The sequence below is a fragment of the Achromobacter sp. ES-001 genome (genome assembly GCF_019448355.1).
Classification (GTDB): domain Bacteria; phylum Pseudomonadota; class Gammaproteobacteria; order Burkholderiales; family Burkholderiaceae_B; genus Achromobacter; species Achromobacter spanius_B.
In genome coordinates, this window is sequence record NZ_CP079940.1 from 3,313,312 (window position 1) to 3,331,162 (window position 17,851).

12 protein-coding genes are annotated in these 17,851 nt (G+C 63.6%); 10 read left to right on the top strand and 2 right to left on the bottom strand.

The genetic code is table 11. The features are described 5' to 3' along the window. The first annotated feature begins 404 nt into the window (after window positions 1–404). The 9 genes from KYT87_RS14900 to KYT87_RS14940 all read left to right on the top strand — a co-directional run bounded on the left by KYT87_RS14900 (window position 405) and on the right by KYT87_RS14940 (window position 11,433). Window positions 405–1,421: an amino acid ABC transporter substrate-binding protein gene (locus tag KYT87_RS14900; protein ID WP_046807054.1), complete on the top strand. Its 1,017-nt coding sequence runs from the start codon at window positions 405–407 to the stop codon at window positions 1,419–1,421. A gap of 164 nt (window positions 1,422–1,585) precedes the next feature. Further along, entirely contained in the window at window positions 1,586–2,794 is a 1,209-nt protein-coding gene (locus KYT87_RS14905) for an aminotransferase class I/II-fold pyridoxal phosphate-dependent enzyme (RefSeq protein WP_046807053.1), read from the top strand. A gap of 30 nt (window positions 2,795–2,824) precedes the next feature. Further along, entirely contained in the window at window positions 2,825–3,988 is a 1,164-nt protein-coding gene (locus KYT87_RS14910) for an amino acid ABC transporter permease (RefSeq protein WP_219992677.1), read from the top strand. 1 nt (window position 3,989) lies between these two features. Next, window positions 3,990–5,093, top strand: a complete 1,104-nt coding sequence (locus KYT87_RS14915; protein ID WP_219990213.1) for an amino acid ABC transporter permease — start codon at window positions 3,990–3,992, stop codon at window positions 5,091–5,093. Window positions 5,094–5,134: 41 nt separating this feature from the next. Beyond that, the gene (locus tag KYT87_RS14920; protein ID WP_046807050.1) at window positions 5,135–5,875 is read left to right on the top strand and encodes an amino acid ABC transporter ATP-binding protein; all 741 of its coding nucleotides are present in this window, start codon (window positions 5,135–5,137) and stop codon (window positions 5,873–5,875) included. Window positions 5,876–6,166: 291 nt separating this feature from the next. After that, window positions 6,167–8,884: a T6SS effector BTH_I2691 family protein gene (locus tag KYT87_RS14925; protein ID WP_304505137.1), complete on the top strand. Its 2,718-nt coding sequence runs from the start codon at window positions 6,167–6,169 to the stop codon at window positions 8,882–8,884. Next, the gene (locus tag KYT87_RS14930) at window positions 8,884–10,011 is read left to right on the top strand and encodes a hypothetical protein (protein WP_219990215.1); all 1,128 of its coding nucleotides are present in this window, start codon (window positions 8,884–8,886) and stop codon (window positions 10,009–10,011) included. The genes KYT87_RS14925 and KYT87_RS14930 overlap by 1 nt, the downstream gene beginning before the upstream one ends. 34 nt (window positions 10,012–10,045) lie before the next feature. Further along, window positions 10,046–10,303 carry a PAAR domain-containing protein gene (locus tag KYT87_RS14935; protein WP_219990216.1) on the top strand — a complete coding sequence of 86 codons (258 nt, stop codon included), beginning with the start codon at window positions 10,046–10,048 and terminating at the stop codon, window positions 10,301–10,303. A 143-nt stretch (window positions 10,304–10,446) separates the two neighbouring features. After that, window positions 10,447–11,433, top strand: coding sequence for a hypothetical protein (locus KYT87_RS14940; protein ID WP_255593164.1), 987 nt, complete (start codon window positions 10,447–10,449; stop codon window positions 11,431–11,433). A gap of 84 nt (window positions 11,434–11,517) precedes the next feature. On the opposite strand, the gene ilvA is transcribed toward KYT87_RS14940, so the two are convergent. Further along, the gene (ilvA, locus tag KYT87_RS14945; protein WP_104145906.1) at window positions 11,518–13,083 is read right to left on the bottom strand and encodes a threonine ammonia-lyase, biosynthetic; all 1,566 of its coding nucleotides are present in this window, start codon (window positions 13,081–13,083) and stop codon (window positions 11,518–11,520) included. A 604-nt stretch (window positions 13,084–13,687) separates the two neighbouring features. Between ilvA and KYT87_RS14950 the strand changes: the two genes are divergently transcribed. Then, complete coding sequence (locus tag KYT87_RS14950) at window positions 13,688–15,916, top strand: NADP-dependent isocitrate dehydrogenase (protein ID WP_219990218.1); 2,229 nt, start codon at window positions 13,688–13,690, stop codon at window positions 15,914–15,916. A 124-nt stretch (window positions 15,917–16,040) separates the two neighbouring features. Here the strand turns inward: KYT87_RS14950 and KYT87_RS14955 are convergent, their stop codons facing one another. Further along, a complete protein-coding gene (locus KYT87_RS14955) occupies window positions 16,041–17,624 on the bottom strand; it encodes a glycosyltransferase family 39 protein (protein ID WP_219990219.1) in 1,584 nt (527 codons plus the stop codon). Between the last annotated feature and the right edge of the window lie 227 nt (window positions 17,625–17,851).

A 17,851-nucleotide genomic window follows, 5' to 3' on the forward strand; every position in this document is an offset into this window, starting at 1 on the left:
GGGAATCCCCTTACTTGCTAGCTTGTATGACAGCTGCCATCATACGTCTCATGACTTGACGGATTGCGCGCATGCCGGTTTTGCCGGCCCAAGCCCGACCAAGCGCCGGCCAAGCATGACTTTCGTTATGACCCTCGTTGTACAAGTACCGCCGATGAGTCCGATCCTATCTCTACGCACGACGTTCCAGCGCTACACGACGCGTATCCATCGGCATACCCCCTGACCTGAGCACCTGAGCCGGTCAACCGCGCCCGTTCCGGGCCCGCTTCCCTTTCCTTCGCGCCTTCGCGTGCCCTACCCGCCCGGCCCCGGCCGGCGATCGGCTGCGCCTGCGCGACGGACCCCGCTTTCCCTTCCGCTTATTCCAAGCGTTTTCGACCCCCTCCCCAGGAGCATTCTCCATGCGTAAGTTTCTGACCACCGCCGTTGCGGCGACTTTGCTGTGCGCCGCCTCTGGCGCGCAAGCCGGCGTGACGTTCGATGCCGTCAAGAAAAAGGGTTTCTTGCAGTGCGGCTTTGCCGGCATTCCCGGCTTCTCGGTGTTGGACAGCAAGGGCGAATGGACGGGGCTGGACGTGGACATGTGCCGCGCCGTCGCGGCCGCCATGTTCGGCGACGCATCCAAGGTCAAGGGCAATGTGTTGACCGCGCAAGCCAAGTTCACCGCCTTGCAGTCCGGCGAGATCGACATGCTGTCGCGCAACACCACGCAGACGCTGACCCGCGACACCACGCTGGGCCTGATCGGCGTGGGCGTGAACTTCTATGACGCGCAGGGCCTGATCGTCAAGAAGTCAATGAACGTGAAAACCGTGAAGGAACTGGACGGCGCGACGATCTGCGTGCAGCCCGGCACCACCACCGAACTGAACCTGGCCGACTACTTCCGTAGCCGCGGCCTGACGTTCAAGCCCGTGCTGGTCGAAAACTACGACGAGAACTTCCGCCTGCTGGAATCGGGCCGTTGCGATGCCTATACCAACGACAAGTCCAACACCGCCGCCAACATGCGCACGCGCCTGGCCAAGCCGGAAGACTGGGAAATCCTGCCCGAAAACCTGTCCAAGGAACCCTTGGGCCCGATGGTTCGCCAGGGCGACGAGCAGTGGTTCAACGTGGTGCGCTGGTCGCTGAACGCGATGCTGGAAGCCGAGGAATACGGCATCACGTCCAAGAACGTGGACGACATGCTCAAGAGCACCAACCCGAACGTGCAGCGCATCCTGGGCGTGACGCCGGGCATGGGCAAGAACCTGGGGCTGGACGACAAGTGGGCCTACAACATCATCAAGCAGGTGGGCAACTACGGCGAAAGCTATGACCGCGCCATGGGCAAGGACAGCCCGCTGAAGCTGGAACGCGGCCTGAACAAGCAGTGGACCCAAGGCGGCCTGATGTACGGCTGGCCGGTGCGTTAAGCCCCACCTGCTCTGCCTTAGCGACGGCGCAACCGCACTCTGGCAATACCCGCCGTCGCGGCATCCCGCCCTTGCGCGACTTCGCCCTGGTGCAAAGCCGCTTTTCTCTTTACCCGCAAGCCCGGCCATCGCACGGCCTGGTTTGCCCTTTTTACGTTGTAATCATGAACAGCATCGTCAATGCCCGCCTGAAACAGATCAAACCCTCGCCCAGCATGGCCGCCAAGATCGTCGTCGACGAACTGCGCCGCCAGGGCCGCGAGATCGCCGACTTCACGTTGGGCGAGCCCGACATGCCCACGCCCGCCCACATCGCGCGCGCCGGCCAGGACGCCATCGCCAGCGGCGACATCCGCTACACCAGCCCGAACGGCACCGTGGGCCTGCGCCGCGCCATCGCCAACAGCCTGCAACTGGGCCTGGGCGTGTCCTACGGCATGGACCAGATCACCGTGGGCGCGGGCGCCAAGCAGATCATCGGCGCCGCGTTGACGGCCAGCCTGGAACCGGGCGACGAAGTGATCGTATGCGCGCCGTACTGGGTGTCTTACCCCGACATGGTGCTGCTGAACGAAGGCAAGCCCGTGGTTGTGACCGGCCCGGAATCGCAAGGGTTCAAGCTGGACGCCGCCACGCTGGAAGCCGCCATCACGCCGCGCACGCGCTGGTTGATCCTGAATTCGCCCAGCAACCCCAGCGGCGCCGTCTACAGCGCCGCCGAACTGCGCGCGCTGACCGACGTGCTGGTGCGCCATCCGCACGTCTGGATTCTTAGCGACGAAATCTACGCACCCTTCTGCTATAGCGGCCAGGCGCATGCCTCCCCCGTGCAGGTCGAGCCGCAACTGATCGGCCGCACGCTGATCGTCAACGGCATGTCCAAGTCCTACGCCATGACGGGCTGGCGCGTGGGCTACGGCGCGGGCCCGGCCGAGCTGATCAAGGCCATGAGCACGGTCATGTCGCAAAGCACCTCGTGCCCCAGCGCGATCTCGCAAGTGGCCGCGCAAGCCGCCCTGGAAGGCGACCAGTCCAGCGTGACGCAGATGGTCGACATCTTCAAGGCGCGCCGCGACCTGATCGTGCGCCGCCTGAACGCCATTCCCGGCATCTCGTGCGCGATGCCCGACGGCGCCTTCTACGTGTACGCCAACGTGCAAGGCCTGATCGGCCGCACCGGCCCGGCGGGCGAACTGAAGACGGACCTGGACGTCAGCCTGTTCTTCCTGCGCGAAGCCGGCGTTGCCGTGATCGACGGCGGCTCGTACGGCTTGTCGCCCTACGTGCGGTTCTCGTTCGCGACGTCCACCGAAGTCATTGAACAAGGCATGGACCGCCTGGAAGCGGCCGTCAAAGTCTTGATGGCGGACTAAGTCGTGGCCAAGCACACCGCGCTATCCCCGGTGCCGCGGCCCGCGCACCGGGTTTCCTGGAACGACCCGGCCACGCGCGCGCTGGTCTACCAGGTGCTGGCCCTGACGCTGGTCGGGGCCGGTGTCTGGTTCCTGGTGCACAACACGCTGCACAACCTGTCGATGCGCAACATCGCCACGGGGTTCGGCTTCCTGGACCGCGAGGCAGGCTTTGCGATTGGCGAATCCGTCATCGCCTACGGCCCGGCGGACACCTATGGCCGCGCGATCTTCGTGGGGGTGTTGAACACGCTGCGCGTGGGCCTATTGGCGCTGGTCGCCGCGACGATACTGGGCGTTTTCATCGGCGTCGGCCGCCTGTCGAAGAACTGGCTCGTCAAGAAAATCACCTCGGTGTACGTCGAGGTGATGCGCAACGTGCCGCTCTTGCTGCAACTGTTCTTCTGGTATGCGCTGATCACCGAAAACATGCCCGGCCCGCGCCAGGCGCACAACCCCTTGCCGGGCGTGTTCATTTCCAACCGGGGCCTGAAAGTGCCCGGGCTGGAAGGCGCGTCGCTGGACTGGGTGCTGGGCGGCCTGGCGCTGGCCATCGTGGCGATTCTGTTCCTGGGCCACTGGGGCACCAGGCGCCAGGAAGCCACCGGGCGCGCGTTTCCGCTGGGCCGCGCCGCCATCGGCTTGCTGATCGGCTTGCCCATCGTGGGCTGGCTGGCGGGCGGTGCATCGCTGACGTTGGACATGCCAGCGTTAAAGGGCTTCAACTTCGTCGGCGGGCTGACCCTGTCGCCGGAATTCGTCGCCCTGTTCCTGGGTCTTACCGTCTACACCTCGGCGTTCATCGCCGAAGTGGTGCGTTCGGGCATCCAGGCAGTCAACAACGGCCAGTGGGAAGCGGCCGGTTCGCTGGGCCTGCCACGCGCGAAAGTGCTGCGGCTGGTGGTGCTGCCGCAGGCCTTGCGCGTGATCATCCCGCCGATGACCAGCCAATACCTGAACCTTCTCAAGAACAGTTCGCTGGCGGTCGCCATCGGCTATCCGGACATCGTGTCGGTCGTGAACACCACGCTGAACCAGACCGGCCAGGCCATCGAAGGCATCCTCATCATCATGGGCGCCTACCTGACGGTCAGCCTGTCGATCTCGATATTCATGAATTGGTACAACAAGCGCATCGCGCTGGTGGAGCGTTGATATGAGCAGCACTACGCATTCCTACACCGACGCCCTGCCCCCGCCCAGCACCCAGGTTGGCGCGTGGGCCTGGGTACGGTCGCGCCTGTTTTCGTCGCCGCTGAATATCCTGATCACGGTACTGCTGGCCTGGTTTTTGTTGATGTCGTTGCCGGCGCTGGTGGAATGGGCTTTCCTGAAGGCCAATTTCACCGCCACCAATGCCATGGAATGCCGCGCGTCCGTCGGCGGCGCCTGCTGGGCGTTCATCGTTGAAAAGCATCGGCTGATTCTGTTTGGCACCTATCCGTTCGACGAGCAATGGCGGCCGCTGATCGCGACGCTGATCCTGGTTGGCGTGATCGCGTGCAGCGGCATGCGCCGCTTCTGGAACGGCAAGCTGGCGCTGATCTGGACGGCCGGCCTGACGGCCGTGGCGCTGTTGATGTGGGGCGGCGTGTTCGGCCTGACCTATGTCGAGAACTCGCGTTGGGGCGGCCTGCCGCTGACGCTGATCCTGGCCACGTTCGGCATTGCGTTTGCCTTTCCTATCGGCGTGATGCTGGCCCTGGGCCGGCGTTCGAAAATGCCCGCCATCAAGGCGCTGTGCGTCGTGTACATCGAACTGATACGCGGCGTGCCGCTGATCAGCCTGCTGTTCATGTCGTCGGTGATGCTGCCCTTGTTCCTGCCGGAAGGCTTCACCATCGACAAGCTGTTGCGCGCGCAGATCGCCATCATCATGTTCGCCGCCGCCTACATCGCGGAAACGGTGCGCGGCGGCTTGCAGGCCATTCCGAAGGGGCAGTATGAAGGCGCCGATTCGCTGGGCCTGAATTACTGGCAGCAGATGCGCAGGATCATCCTGCCGCAAGCGCTAAAGATCGTGATTCCGCCGCTCGTCGGTATTTTCATCAGCCTGTTCAAGGACACGTCGCTGGTTGTCATCATCGGCATTTTCGATTTGACGCTGGCGGCCAAGGCGGCCCTGTCCGACGCGGCGTGGCGAGGTTTCGGGGTAGAGGCTTATCTCTTTATCTCGCTGATCTACTTCGCCTTTTGCTATTCCATGTCCAAATACAGTCAAGCGCTGGAAAAGCGCCTGGCCACCGGGCACGCGCGCTGATTGCGCCGCGTAGCCCCCGGTAAACCTTACGGAGACCAAGCATGTCGGATTCCATTATTCGATTGCAGGGCGTGAACAAGTGGTACGGCCAGTTCCACGTGCTGCGCAACATCAACCTGGACGTCGCGCCCGGTGAACGCATCGTGGTGTGCGGCCCGTCGGGCTCGGGCAAGTCCACCATGATCCGCTGCATCAACCGGCTGGAAGAACACCAGCAAGGGCAGATCATTGTTGACGGCACCGAGCTGACCAACGACCTCAAGCACATCGAGACCATCCGCCGCGAAGTGGGCATGGTGTTCCAGCACTTCAACCTGTTCCCGCACCTGACGGTGCTGGAGAACCTGACGCTGGGACCCATGTGGGTGCTCAAACAGCCGCGCGCACAGGCCGAGGCCACGGCGATGAAGTACCTGGAACGCGTGCGCATTCCCGATCAGGCCAAGAAGTTTCCGGGCCAGTTGTCGGGCGGCCAGCAGCAGCGCGTGGCGATTGCGCGGTCCTTGTGCATGAACCCGAAGGTCATGCTGTTCGACGAGCCCACCTCGGCGCTGGACCCCGAAATGGTCAAGGAAGTGCTGGACGTGATGGTGACGCTGGCCCAGGAAAGCGGCATGACGATGATCTGCGTGACGCACGAAATGGGCTTTGCGCGCAAGGTCGCCAACCGAGTTATCTTCATGGACCGCGGGGAAATCATCGAGCAGAACAACCCGGATGCGTTCTTCGATAACCCGCGGAACGAGCGGACACAGCTGTTCCTGAGCCAGATATTGCACTGAGGCGCCTCTCATCAGCGTGACTGGCGTCGGTGCGCGTCTGACATGAAATGCCGTCCTTGATGAAGGGCGGCATTTTTTTTAGGGCGGGTACGTGGCCTCGCCGCGAACGGTGCAAGTAGGTTGCAAGGGCGAATCGGGCGAATCGGGCGATGGGGAGGCTGGAAAAATCCCGAAGGGGCCGCGTAGCACTGATTGGCCACGATTTCGTAACCCTCCTATAGATACACGCCTGCAAGCAAGGGAACATGGTGGGTTTTACGCCTTCCTGTAGCGGGTGTTCCCGCTTCGACCATGACGACCGAACCCAGTCTGGAATCCCTGGTACCGGAAATTCTCCGCATCGCTGATCAGACGCGCTGCGACGCGGGCCCCAGCGCCGTGGTCGCGTGCAAGAGCGAAGTCGCCATCTTGCCCCTGCGCTATGCCGTTGTGACCGACGCCGGCCCGGGCCTGGATACCTTGGCGCCTGCGCTACCGTCCCACCTTGGCGCCGATTTTCCGCCGCTACAGGGCAAGCACGCGCGCTACGCCGTACGCACGATGCGCAGAGGCTATCTGTACCTGTTCACGAAGCGCTACATGAAGGACTGGTTCTGCGAAAGCGCCTATCGCACCTATGACACCGGTCTGTTCAAGCGTGTCTTTCCCTACGCGCCCCAGCACCACGCTCTTGAGCCGATCCATGAACCCACAGCCCGTGTGCACGATCTGCACGGCCCGGCCGAAAGCGGCCCCGGTGCCTGGACCGTGTGCCTGAAAGCCCCCGAAGACATTGAAGAACTCCGCGCCCTGTTCACGCCCGATCCCTTGACCAAGCGCATGCTGGACTTGATATCCAGCTTCAGCCCGCTACGCAATCAACTACAGAACTTCGATATCCGAAAGCTGCTGATGTCGTGCTCGCGTACGCCGGACGTGCTGGACCCCAGCATCATCGACGACACGCTGGCGGACGCCATTGCGCAAGATCAGCCTGACACCGCGTCGGTCCTGGCAGGCCAGCTTTATTCCGATCCCGAGAACCGCTACGCGCGCCAAATCGTCGCCCTGGATCTGAAGGAAAGCGCACGCCGTGCTCGCGGCTTTGGCATCGTGCTGCACGACGCCATCGGGATCACGCAGCAGCTCAATAGCTGGCGCAACGACGCCTATGAAGCCGTGCAGCGGTACTTGGACAAGAAGGACGGCAAAGGCGTCGAGAACCAGCGCAAGGTCTTGGTGGCCCAGGCGTTTACCGACGTCAAGCAGCAGTTCGAAACCCGCTCGGCGGCGCTGGAAGCCCAACATTTCATCGATATCGAGCGCGCCAGGGTTTACGACCCCGGCATGGCGGTGGGCCGCAACTGGGTCTTGAACGACGACGAGCGTGAACGCTGGGACAGCGCCGCAGACCAATACATCACCCAGTGCGAAGACGCGATGCGCACCAAGATGCAGGCGAAGCTGGACAGCGGTGAGTACCGGCGCAGGTTCGACAGCAAATATCTGTCTCCGGCAAAACCGGGGCAGGCGGTGCGCGTGGCAGACATGGACGTGGAGTTAACGACGTTCGACGCCGTGTCGGCGGCCGCCGAAAACGTCGGTGCCAAGCGCGCCAAGGATCACGAACGCTGGCTCACCAGCGAACAACTGCTGAGCGCGTTGGACGTCTACGACGACCGGGATCCGACAAGCGGCTGGCGCTTCGCGGGCCAGACGGGCTTGTGCGTGCTGGGCGCGGACGGGTGCGCGAGCACGGCGGATCTGATCGAACAATGGTGGACGGGAAACCCGACCGACCGCGCCAACCTGGCGATGCGCGGCTTTGCGCTGAACCAAACAGAGATTCAGGCGGAGTTGCAACGCACGCTGGACGCAGCGCGCCTTCAAGCGCAAACCCAGGCGCGTGATCCTATTCCGTCTAACGACAGAATGATCCAGCAGGTTCAGGCCGGGTTCGTCGCCGTTCAACATCTGGCTGATCTATTCGACAAGGCGAACGGATTGTTCGAAGCCTTGTCAGCCGCAGGCGAAACGAACCTGGCGGGTGGCGCCCTGGCCTGGTACTCCAGCCTGGGCCGCCAATCCCTGCGCTACGGCTCGACCGGCAAGGAATGGGCCTTCCATGGCATCACCCGAAGCTGGCTGGCGGCCAGCGTCAGCAAGCGGGCCACGAACTTGCGTATCGACGAACTGACCAAACTCGGGCGTAGCGCGGATCCCAAGCAATTGCGCGCACAGATTGGCCGGAACACCAGATTCGCATTTGCCACCGAACTTGTGGACGCCCATCGCAGTGACTTTTACAAGCTGCGCGCCAGCAGCTGGTTGCTGTTCTTTGAAGCGGCGTTGATTGCAATGCGGGTGCGGGATATGCCGGACGATGAACGCGGCGCGGGGGAGTTGATCGCCCATGGGTTGCTTGCAGGTGCTGCGGGGACGGAAATACTGGCGGCCGGGACGGAGTTGGTATTGCAGCATTACAGCGCCGCCAGCGTCACCGGAACGGGAGCGACGGTCTTTCTGGGGCAGCTGAAGCTGGTCGGTGGCGCGTTGGCGGCGGTGGGTGGGGTGGTGTTGATGGGGTATGACTGGAAGGACGCAGACCAATCACGGCAAGAAGCAAAAAAAAGGTTGACGTCTGCGTACTACCTCAGATTTGCCGCGGCCTTTGCGATGGTGGGCAGCCAATCCAGCATTGCCTTCGCCGCCGCTGGTCCGATGCTGAAGATCCTGGCAGAGCGAGGAGGAAAATCATACGCGTTGACCTCGCTCCTTCTCGTGGCGGCAAGGGCTTCCTCATTCCTGGGAAGGCCCGCCATGCTCGCACTATTGCGTAGTCTGCTTCTGCGCAGCACGTTGATTGGGATTGCCGCCACCTTGGCTATAGCCGTTTTTGATGACGACGCGCTAGAAAAATGGTGCAAGCGCTCTACCTATCGCGGCGTCGAGTACCAAGGCAACAGCCCGCACAACGCACTGGAGAATGAGTTAGCCGATTTGTACAGCGCCTTGCTGGAGATAATCTGATGTACCTGATGGAATGGATTTTGTGGCTTTCCGTCATCAAATCCGATGCCTGGCTGCAGGAACAGGCGGATGAGAATCCGAACGACCTTGCCAGCAGGCCTTTGGAACCGGTTTATGAGGATCTACTCGTCGCGGAATATGCACGATTGCGTGCCGCGCGATCTGACCACGCCGAATCCAGAAGCCCGGTATATGCCTGCGACAACACCATCCTCGAGATGCGTTGCGGCGCTATGGAAGAAAAGCGGGGATTCATCACATTAATCTCAGCATTCTTCTCGCTGCCGACGATCGCGGGCATCGACCTCATGTGCTTGTCATTTTCGCTATCGACATGGGAAACCTGGGATTACGACGACACGATTCTTCTGATCATTTTATTGATCGGTAGCCTCGGCGCACCCTACATCTACTTCAAATACCTCTTCCGCTTCACCCGCCTGGAATCCTTCACGTCCCGCCACCTGCTCATCCGATTCAACCGCATCACCCGCCAGGTCTGCCTGCACCGCCCACCGAGTTGCGGCGGTATCGCCGTGCTGCCTTGGGATGACATTCATCACGATGCAGTCCCCGGCGTGAACCTTGTCGTTGGCTGGTACCCGCCCTATTCCCCGCTGCCTTTTCCCAACATGGTTTTCGTCGGCAAGAAAAGCGTCAGCGAATTCGATATGAAAGCCGAATGGGAGTACATCCGCCGCTACATGGATGAAGGCGGTCTGGATGCGGTATCCCCGCCGCGTCTGAGTTCGCACCTGCCTTTGCCTTGGCCCGCCTTCGCGGCGCAGTTTGAGGCGTTGGGTCCGTACCTGCGTCACAGCGGCCCACTGACGTGGCTTGGAATGCTATTGATATCTCCGGCCCTGCTGGTTATCGGCCTGGGACATTGGGTGTCGCTCATGTTGTGCTGGCGTCCGCGTTGGCCAAAGATCATTCGGGAAGCCGGCTTGCCCGGCAAGCCGACCCCGCCGTTGACCACCATCGACGACTACCCGCCGGACGTTCGTGCGGCGCTGCTGGAAAACACGCATCGATGGGTTGTGCGGCCCGGTTCGCCGCCGCCACGGCCCAAGTTTTCATTGACCCGCCGCAAACGGCCCCGGGTTACTCCCCGCGACCCCGTTTGACTGCGCCCTTTATCGCTTTCCACCTGGAATATTCATGACTCCCATCGCCCTAGTCGGACACGCGCATTCCTGCCCCATTCATGGCCCCGGCACCATCGTCAGCGGGGCGTCCAGCGCCGCTGTCAATGGCCGGCCCATCGCGCGGGTGGGCGACCGCATCAGTTGCGGGGCGGTGATCGTCACCGGGTCGGCAGTGGCCAAAGTGGAAGGACAGCCGGTGGCTCGCCAAGGCGATACCACCAGCCACGGCGGCACGCTGATCGAAGGCGACGGCAGCTGGCTATCGGCGTAAGCGGCCGGGACGATGCCGGGCTGAAGGTGGCAAACCCGGGCCACGGATCGCGGGCGCCGGATCGAAGGCGGTATATAGTCACCCCGGTACGCGTCACCATGCACGCCATCCAGGGAACCTGCCGAATGACGAGAAGCCGCATCATGGCGTTTTTTCTCAGCCTGCTTGCCGCGCCCGCCGGCGCCGGCGTGATCTACGACAACCATGGCCTTGTCGTCGACATCACCACCGGCGGCCAGCGGGACTGGAATACCGGCCAGCGCCAGAACACGCGCAGCACCACCATTTCGTTCCAGGGCAACAAGCTGTGCGGCAAAGACGTCGGCAAGCTGCTGTACCCCGACGGCCGCAACATGGCCGCCAACGCGTTCTTCTGCGTGGCCAACGCGCGGGCGTTGGAAACGGACGCGGTGCTGGCCTACTTCACCAGCTCCAGCGCCGATGCGGCACTGGCGCACTTGCAGGTGGTCAACGGCGCGCTGCGGGTGAACCGGCTGGCTTTGTCCCGCCAGCCTGATCGCGACAAGCCCAGTGGCACGCGCTTTGAAGACGCGCGCCTGCCGGGCTGGACGCGCGTGGAAACCGCGTGGGCCGAAACGGTGATGATCCGGCACGCGTCGCTCGCGCCTGCGCAACTCTCGGTCAAACCTGGCGGGTCCGCGCCCGGTGCAACGGGCGCAGGAGCCACGCGCCCCGGGGTCATCAACCTGGGCGCGGGCAAGCTGCTGGATGTGGATGGCGACGTGGTCTATCTGGCTATTCCGCCCGGCCGCGATGTGGTGGTGGTGGAGCCGGCAACGCGCATCAAGGACGCACAGGGCGACATGCGGATCGTGCCGGAGGTCGTCAAGTTTGTAGACACGCCGTTGGCATTTCGCGCGGTGCGTTTGTCCACCGGCCAGGAGCTGGCGCGCCTGGATGTGAAGGACACGTGCGCCGCCCTGCCGGCCATCGAATTCAACCAGCCGGACCCGCTATATCCGTCCTCGGCCCAGCGCGACGTGCTGTTCGACGACGTGCCCGCCTGGCGCGCGGCCACGCTGCAATTGACGCAGACGGCGGGCCGCGCCACGTTGCAGCTGAAACCCGGCGTGACCTTGCCGACCAAGCCGAACTGCAAACGGGGCTGACGCCGCCGCGTGGCCAAGGCCCGGACCCTGTTGCCGTGAAGGGTGGCCCGCAGCGCTTCGCACCTGCCGCGTGCCCTACCCGCCTCAGATCAGAAACTGCCGATACGCCTCGTTATCCGTTTCCTCGAAATGCGCGTAGCCCAGTTGCCGCAGAAAGGCGTCCAGCGCGGCGCTGTCGGCCAGCGGGGCCTGGATGCCGACCAGCGCCGAGCTGAAATCCGCGCCCTGGTTGCGGTAGTGGAACAGGCTGATATTCCAGTTGGGCGCCATCTCGGACAGGAACTTCATCAGCGCGCCGGGGCGCTCGGGGAACTCGAAGCGGAACAGCCGCTCTCCGCCCGCCAGCGGCGAACGGCCGCCCACCATGTAGCGGATGTGCTGCTTGGACACCTCGTTGTACGTCAGGTCACTGACCGAAAACCCCTGCTCTTGCAGCGCCGCCATGATGTCGGCGGCATCGCCACGCCGCGCGATCTGCATGCTGACAAAGATGTGCGCGGTGTGCGCGTCGGCAATCCGGTAGTTGAACTCCGTGACGCTGCGCTGCCCCAACACGCGGCAGAACCGCCGGAAGCTGCCGCGCTCCTCGGGCACGGTCACGGCGAACACCGCTTCGCGCGCCTCGCCGACTTCGGCACGGTCTGCCACAAAGCGCATGCGATCGAAGTTCATGTTGGCGCCTGACGTCACGGCCACCATCGACAGCCCCTGCGCGTTTTCGCGTTCAACGTATTGCTTCAGCCCCGCCAACGCCAGCGCCCCCGCAGGCTCGAGCACGCTGCGCGTATCCAGGAACACGTCCTTGATTGCCGCGCACACCGCGTCGGTGTTCACCAGGATGATTTCGTCCAGGTATTCGCGGCACAGCCGGAAGGTTTCCTCGCCCACCAGCTTGACCGCCGTGCCGTCGGAAAACAGGCCGACTTCGGCCAGGTTGACGCGTGCGCCGGCCTTGATGGACTGCGCCATCGCGCAGGAATCCTCGGTCTGCACGCCGATTACCTTGACGCTGGGGTCCACTGCCTTCACATAGGCGGACACGCCGGCCGCCAGGCTGCCGCCGCCGATGGGCACGAACACCGCGTGCAGCGGGCCGGCGTGCTGGCGCAGGATTTCCATGCCGACGGTGCCCTGCCCGGCGATGACATACGGGTCGTCAAACGCCGGCACGAAAGTCATGTCGTGTTGCTGCGCCAGCGTTTGGGCATGGGCGTAGGCGTCGCTATAGGAATCGCCGGCCTGCACCACCGTGACGGTGGGGCCGCCGTGTGCGCGCACCGCATCCACCTTCACCTGCGGCGCGGTTTGCGGCACCACGATGATGGCGCGCACGCCCAGTCGCGCCGCCGAAATGGCCACGCCCTGCGCATGGTTGCCGGCGGACGCGGTGATCACGCCCCGGTCCAGCGCGGCCTGCGGCGTGTTGCGCATCTTGTTGTAGGCGCCGCGCACCTTGAAGGAAAAAACCGGCTGGTTGTCTTCGCGCTTCAGGTAGACCGTATTGTTCAGCCGCGTCGACAGGCCGCGCGCCAGGTCCAGCTCGGTCTCGCGGGCAATGTCGTACACCCGGGCCGTCAGAATCTGGCGCAGGTATTCCATGGGCGAGGCGTTGCCGTGCTGGAATGCGGTGTCGGGGGTAGCGGTTTGCATGGGGGTTCTCTGCTTGGGGGAAGACTTGCCCGGCAGAGGCGGCCACAAAAAACCCGCCTCGTGGGGCGGGTGGCTGTGACTGTTGCGGTCGCGCGCTAACCCACCATTTTCGGAATGATGGTAATAATCAGCGCAATGCGGACGGCGGGGAAATTCATGGCGCAAAGCTTGCGCCGGGTGCGCGAATTTGTCAAATCGGGCGCGGCGGCCTGACGGCGATATGGGGTTTGTGCTGCGGGCCACCGAGCCCCTCTCGTTCGCGTCATTGCCCGCCTGGTGGTTTGCCGGCCCGGCGCCCTTGCGCCATATCCTGGCCGTATTGATGCGATATCGAGCCCATAACGCAGGCTTTATCGGTGATTTCCCTGCGCGTCAAGCGTGTCGCGGTATTACAATACCGGCTTCGTGGCAGTTCGCACCTTCCAGAATGACCGGTCAAACCGGCTCATTAATAAAGGACGGGCAACCGCCAATTTGCGTGGATCCGGAGCCTGCTTCGCATCTGCCCATACGAACCCACTCTCGACAACATCTACCGGCGTACGCCGCTTAGCATGTTCGGGTTTGCGCCGAAAGCGCTATGCGCCGAACAGATTCAAGGATCATGTCTCTTACTCCGAAGATTATCTATACCCTCACCGATGAAGCGCCGGCGCTTGCAACCCGTTCGCTGCTGCCCATCGTCCAGGCATTCGCCAAGCCCGCGGGCGTCACGGTGGAAACGCGCGACATCTCCCTGGCCGGCCGCATCATCGCCCTGTTCCCGGATTACCTGGAAGACAGCCAGAAGCTGTCGGACGCCCTGGCCGAACTGGGCGCGCTGGCCGTCAAGCCCGAAGCCAACATCATCAAGCTGCCCAACATCAGCGCCTCGATGCCCCAGCTGAAGGCGGCCATCAAGGAACTGCAAGACCAGGGCTACAAGCTGCCCGACTACCCGGACGCCCCCACCAACGACACCGAACGCGACGTGAAAGCGCGCTACGACAAGGTCAAGGGCAGCGCCGTGAACCCGGTTCTGCGCGAAGGCAACTCCGACCGCCGCGCGCCGCTGTCGGTGAAGAACTACGCCCGCAAGCACCCGCACAAGATGGGCGCCTGGTCGGCTGATTCGAAGTCGCATGTGGCTCACATGTCCGACGGCGACTTCTACGGCACCGAAAAGTCGGCGCTGATCGCCGAGGCCGGCGACGTCAAGATCGAACTGACCGCCGCTGACGGCACCAAGACGGTCCTGAAGGAAAAGACCCCGGTCAAGGCCGGCGAGATCATCGACGCCGCCGTGCTGTCGACCGCCAAGCTCAAGTCCTTCCTGCAAGCCCAGATCGACGATGCCAAGACCACCGGCGTGCTGTTCTCGGTGCACCTGAAGGCCACGATGATGAAGGTGTCCGACCCGGTCATCTTCGGCCACGTGGTATCCGTGTTCTACAAGGATGTGCTGGCCCGCCACGCCGCCGTGCTCAAGCAAGCCGGTTTCGATCCCAACAACGGCATTGGCGACCTGTACGCCAAGATTCAATCGCTGCCCGCTGACCAGCAAGCCGCGATCACCGCCGACATCGACGCCGCCTACAAGACCCTGCCGCAACTGGCGATGGTCAATTCCGACAAGGGCATCACCAACCTGCACGTGCCCAGCGACGTCATCGTCGATGCGTCCATGCCGGCCATGATCCGCGACTCGGGCAAGATGTGGAACGCCGAGGGCCAGCTGCAAGACACCAAGGCCGTCATTCCCGACCGCAGCTACGCGGGCGTCTACCAGGCCGTCATCGACGACTGCAAGAAGAACGGCGCCTTCAATCCGGTCACGATGGGCAGCGTGCCCAACGTCGGCCTGATGGCGCAAGCCGCCGAAGAATACGGTTCGCACAACAAGACCTTCGTCGTCCCGGCACCGGGCACCGTGCGCGTCACCGACGCCTCGGGCAAGGTGTTGCTGGAACAAGCCGTGGAAGCGGGCGACCTGTGGCGCATGTGCCAGACCAAGGACGCCGCCATCCAGGATTGGGTCAAGCTGGCCGTTACCCGTGCCCGCGCCAGCAAGACGCCGGCCGTTTTCTGGCTGGACGAAAAGCGCGCCCACGACGCCCAGGTCATCGCCAAGGTCAAGCAGTACCTGAACGACCACGACACCAGCGGCCTGGACCTGCGCATCCTGAACCCGGTTGAAGCGACCAAGTTCTCGGTCAAGCGCATCCGCGAAGGCCTGGACACCATCTCGGTTACCGGCAACGTGCTGCGCGACTACCTGACCGACCTGTTCCCCATCATGGAGCTGGGCACCAGCGCCAAGATGCTGTCGATCGTTCCGCTGGTTGCCGGTGGCGGCCTGTTCGAAACGGGCGCGGGCGGCTCGGCCCCCAAGCACGTGCAGCAGTTCCTGGAAGAAGGCTTCCTGCGCTGGGATTCGCTGGGCGAATTCATGGCGCTGGCCGAATCCCTGGACCACCTGGGCCGCGCGTACAAGAACCCGACTGCCCAGATCCTGGCCAAGACGCTGGATCAGGCAACCGCCAAGTTCCTGGACGAGAACAAGTCGCCGGACCGCAAGGTCGGTGGCCTGGACAACCGTGGCAGCCACTTCTACCTGGCCATGTACTGGGCCCAGGCCGTGGCCGCGCAAACCGACGACCGCGCGCTGGCTGCGCAGTTCGCCGGCGCGGCGGGCGCCTTTGCTGAAAACGAAGGCAAGATCGTTGAAGAACTGAAGGCCGCGCAGGGCAAGCCGGTGGATATCGGCGGCTACTACCAGCCCAACGAAGCGCTGGCCAGCCAAGCCATGCGCCCCAGCGCCACGCTGAACCAGGTGCTGGCCTCGATCGGCTAAGCGTCACTGTCCGGCGGCGCTTGCCGCCGGCGCAAAAAAGCCGGCAGCCTTGGTAAGGCTGCCGGCTTTTTTATGGGTGCAAGGCTGTGGTAGCGGGCGTATCGGGCGTATCGGGCGTATCGGATCAGCGCGCGCCGCCGCACATCCGTTGGCGGAAAGCGGTGTCGATATCCAGCCGCCAGACCGCGCGCGTAGCGCCGGGCAGGCGCGGCGCCACGCCGCTCAGTGCGGGATAGCGTCCGGCGTCGTCGTCGCGGCCCCAGATCCAGAAACGCGTGCCATCAGCCGACGCGCAAAGCCGCGCGGTCAAATCTTCGTTCTGAATCAATACCCGCTTGCCGACGACCGGGTCGAACACCGCCGCGTCGTACAGTTCCTTGCGCCAGTTGTCGCGCGTGGGAATCTCCGGGTCGTTCCAGTTATCGACAATCCAGGAAGGTTCGGACGCCTTCGTGTAGAAGCCCAGATCAAACGGCAACGCATGCAACGCCACTTGCATGTCTTGCGGCCGCATGTCGCCGCGCAGTTCTTTCATGGTGGGGCCGACGCTACCGCGCGGGTTGTTGGATGCCACGATGATCGCGCCCAAGCAGATGATGGCCGCCACGACGATGGCAATGCCCACGCCCCGGCGCTTGCCGACTGCCCAGGCCGGCGCGACGCGCTCACTGATCAGGAATGCCAGCGGCGGAAACACCGGCAGGACATAGCCGATCAGCTTGGATTGCGGGATGGAAAAGAACACCATCACCACCGCGATCCAGATCGCCATCAGCCGGCGCAGCCCATGCGGATCGGCGTCACGCCAGAACGCGCGCGTGAAAATCGCCGCGCCCCAGATCGACCACGGCAAGGCAAGCCCCACCACAATCGGCACATAGAACCAGATCGGCTGCGCGTTGTTGAAGCCGCTTTGCGCGAAGCGTTCAAAGTGCTGGTAGACGAAAAAGTAATGGTAGAAGCCGGGAAACTTCATCTGCATCAGCGCGAACCACGGCACGGCAACCACGGCGAACGCCAGCAAGGCCGGCACCCATAGCAAGGCGCGCATGCCGCGCCAATCACGCCGCAGCAGCAGCCAGGCCAGCACGATTGCGCCGGGCAGCGCCAGCCCGATCAGCCCTTTGGCCAACACGGCCAGCGCGGCCAGCACTCCGGTTGCGATCGACATGCCGCGAAACGCCCGGCCGTCGGCGCGCCGCAGGGCCGTGTCGGCGGCGGCCAGCACGCACAGCGTGATCATGCTGGCAACCAGCATGTCCATGTTGGCAAACTGCGCCGCGCCAAAGAACAGCGGCATCAAGCCCAGGATCACGACGGCCCAGCGCGCCTGCGCCACATTGCGATAGCGCGACACGAACGCATACAGCCCCGCCCCCGCGCTCCACGCGCCCAGCAACGACGGCACGCGCGCGCTGAATTCATGCACGCCGAACAAGGCGTAGCTGATTTGCGCCAGCCAGTAATACAACGGCGGCTTGTGAAAATATGGCATGCCGTCCAGCAGCGGCACCATGGGAGACTGGCTGCGCAGCATCTCCCAGGCGACGCCGGCGTAGCGCCCTTCGTCGGGCAAGGTCAGCCAGCGCGCCCATGCCAAGGCGGCCAGCCAGACGGCCAGGCCCAGCAGCACTTGCCAGCCGGGAATGGACGCTTGCGTCGCCACGCGCGGAACAGACCGGGCGGCGGGGGTCAGCACGGCGCTCATGCCGGGTGATCCTGCGCCGACGGGTGCGCGGCAAGGGGAAAGGCGCGGGGAAAGGCGCTGGGAAAGTCGCCCGCCAGGCGGGGCGAACCAGACTCAAAAGACATGAAAGTCCTGGGTAAGAAACGTTCGGAAAGGCTCAACATGGCACCTATTATGAAAAGGGTAGCGTCGAGTTCTCATGAAATTTCTTAAACCGATCTGAAATATTACGCCGCCCTGCCCGCCTT

Bases quoted from the DNA above. Each gene is read 5' to 3' on its own strand.
- KYT87_RS14905 (WP_046807053.1), top strand. From the start codon at position 1,586: ATGAACAGCATCGTCAATGCCCGCCTGAAACAGATCAAACCCTCGCCC.
- KYT87_RS14930 (WP_219990215.1), top strand. From the start codon at position 8,884: ATGTACCTGATGGAATGGATTTTGTGGCTTTCCGTCATCAAATCCGAT.
- KYT87_RS14915 (WP_219990213.1), top strand. From the start codon at position 3,990: ATGAGCAGCACTACGCATTCCTACACCGACGCCCTGCCCCCGCCCAGC.
- KYT87_RS14940 (WP_255593164.1), top strand. From the start codon at position 10,447: ATGGCGTTTTTTCTCAGCCTGCTTGCCGCGCCCGCCGGCGCCGGCGTG.
- ilvA (WP_104145906.1), bottom strand. From the start codon at position 13,083: ATGCAAACCGCTACCCCCGACACCGCATTCCAGCACGGCAACGCCTCG.
- KYT87_RS14955 (WP_219990219.1), bottom strand. From the start codon at position 17,624: ATGAGCGCCGTGCTGACCCCCGCCGCCCGGTCTGTTCCGCGCGTGGCG.
- KYT87_RS14925 (WP_304505137.1), top strand. From the start codon at position 6,167: ATGACGACCGAACCCAGTCTGGAATCCCTGGTACCGGAAATTCTCCGC.
- KYT87_RS14920 (WP_046807050.1), top strand. From the start codon at position 5,135: ATGTCGGATTCCATTATTCGATTGCAGGGCGTGAACAAGTGGTACGGC.
- KYT87_RS14900 (WP_046807054.1), top strand. From the start codon at position 405: ATGCGTAAGTTTCTGACCACCGCCGTTGCGGCGACTTTGCTGTGCGCC.
- KYT87_RS14950 (WP_219990218.1), top strand. From the start codon at position 13,688: ATGTCTCTTACTCCGAAGATTATCTATACCCTCACCGATGAAGCGCCG.
- KYT87_RS14935 (WP_219990216.1), top strand. From the start codon at position 10,046: ATGACTCCCATCGCCCTAGTCGGACACGCGCATTCCTGCCCCATTCAT.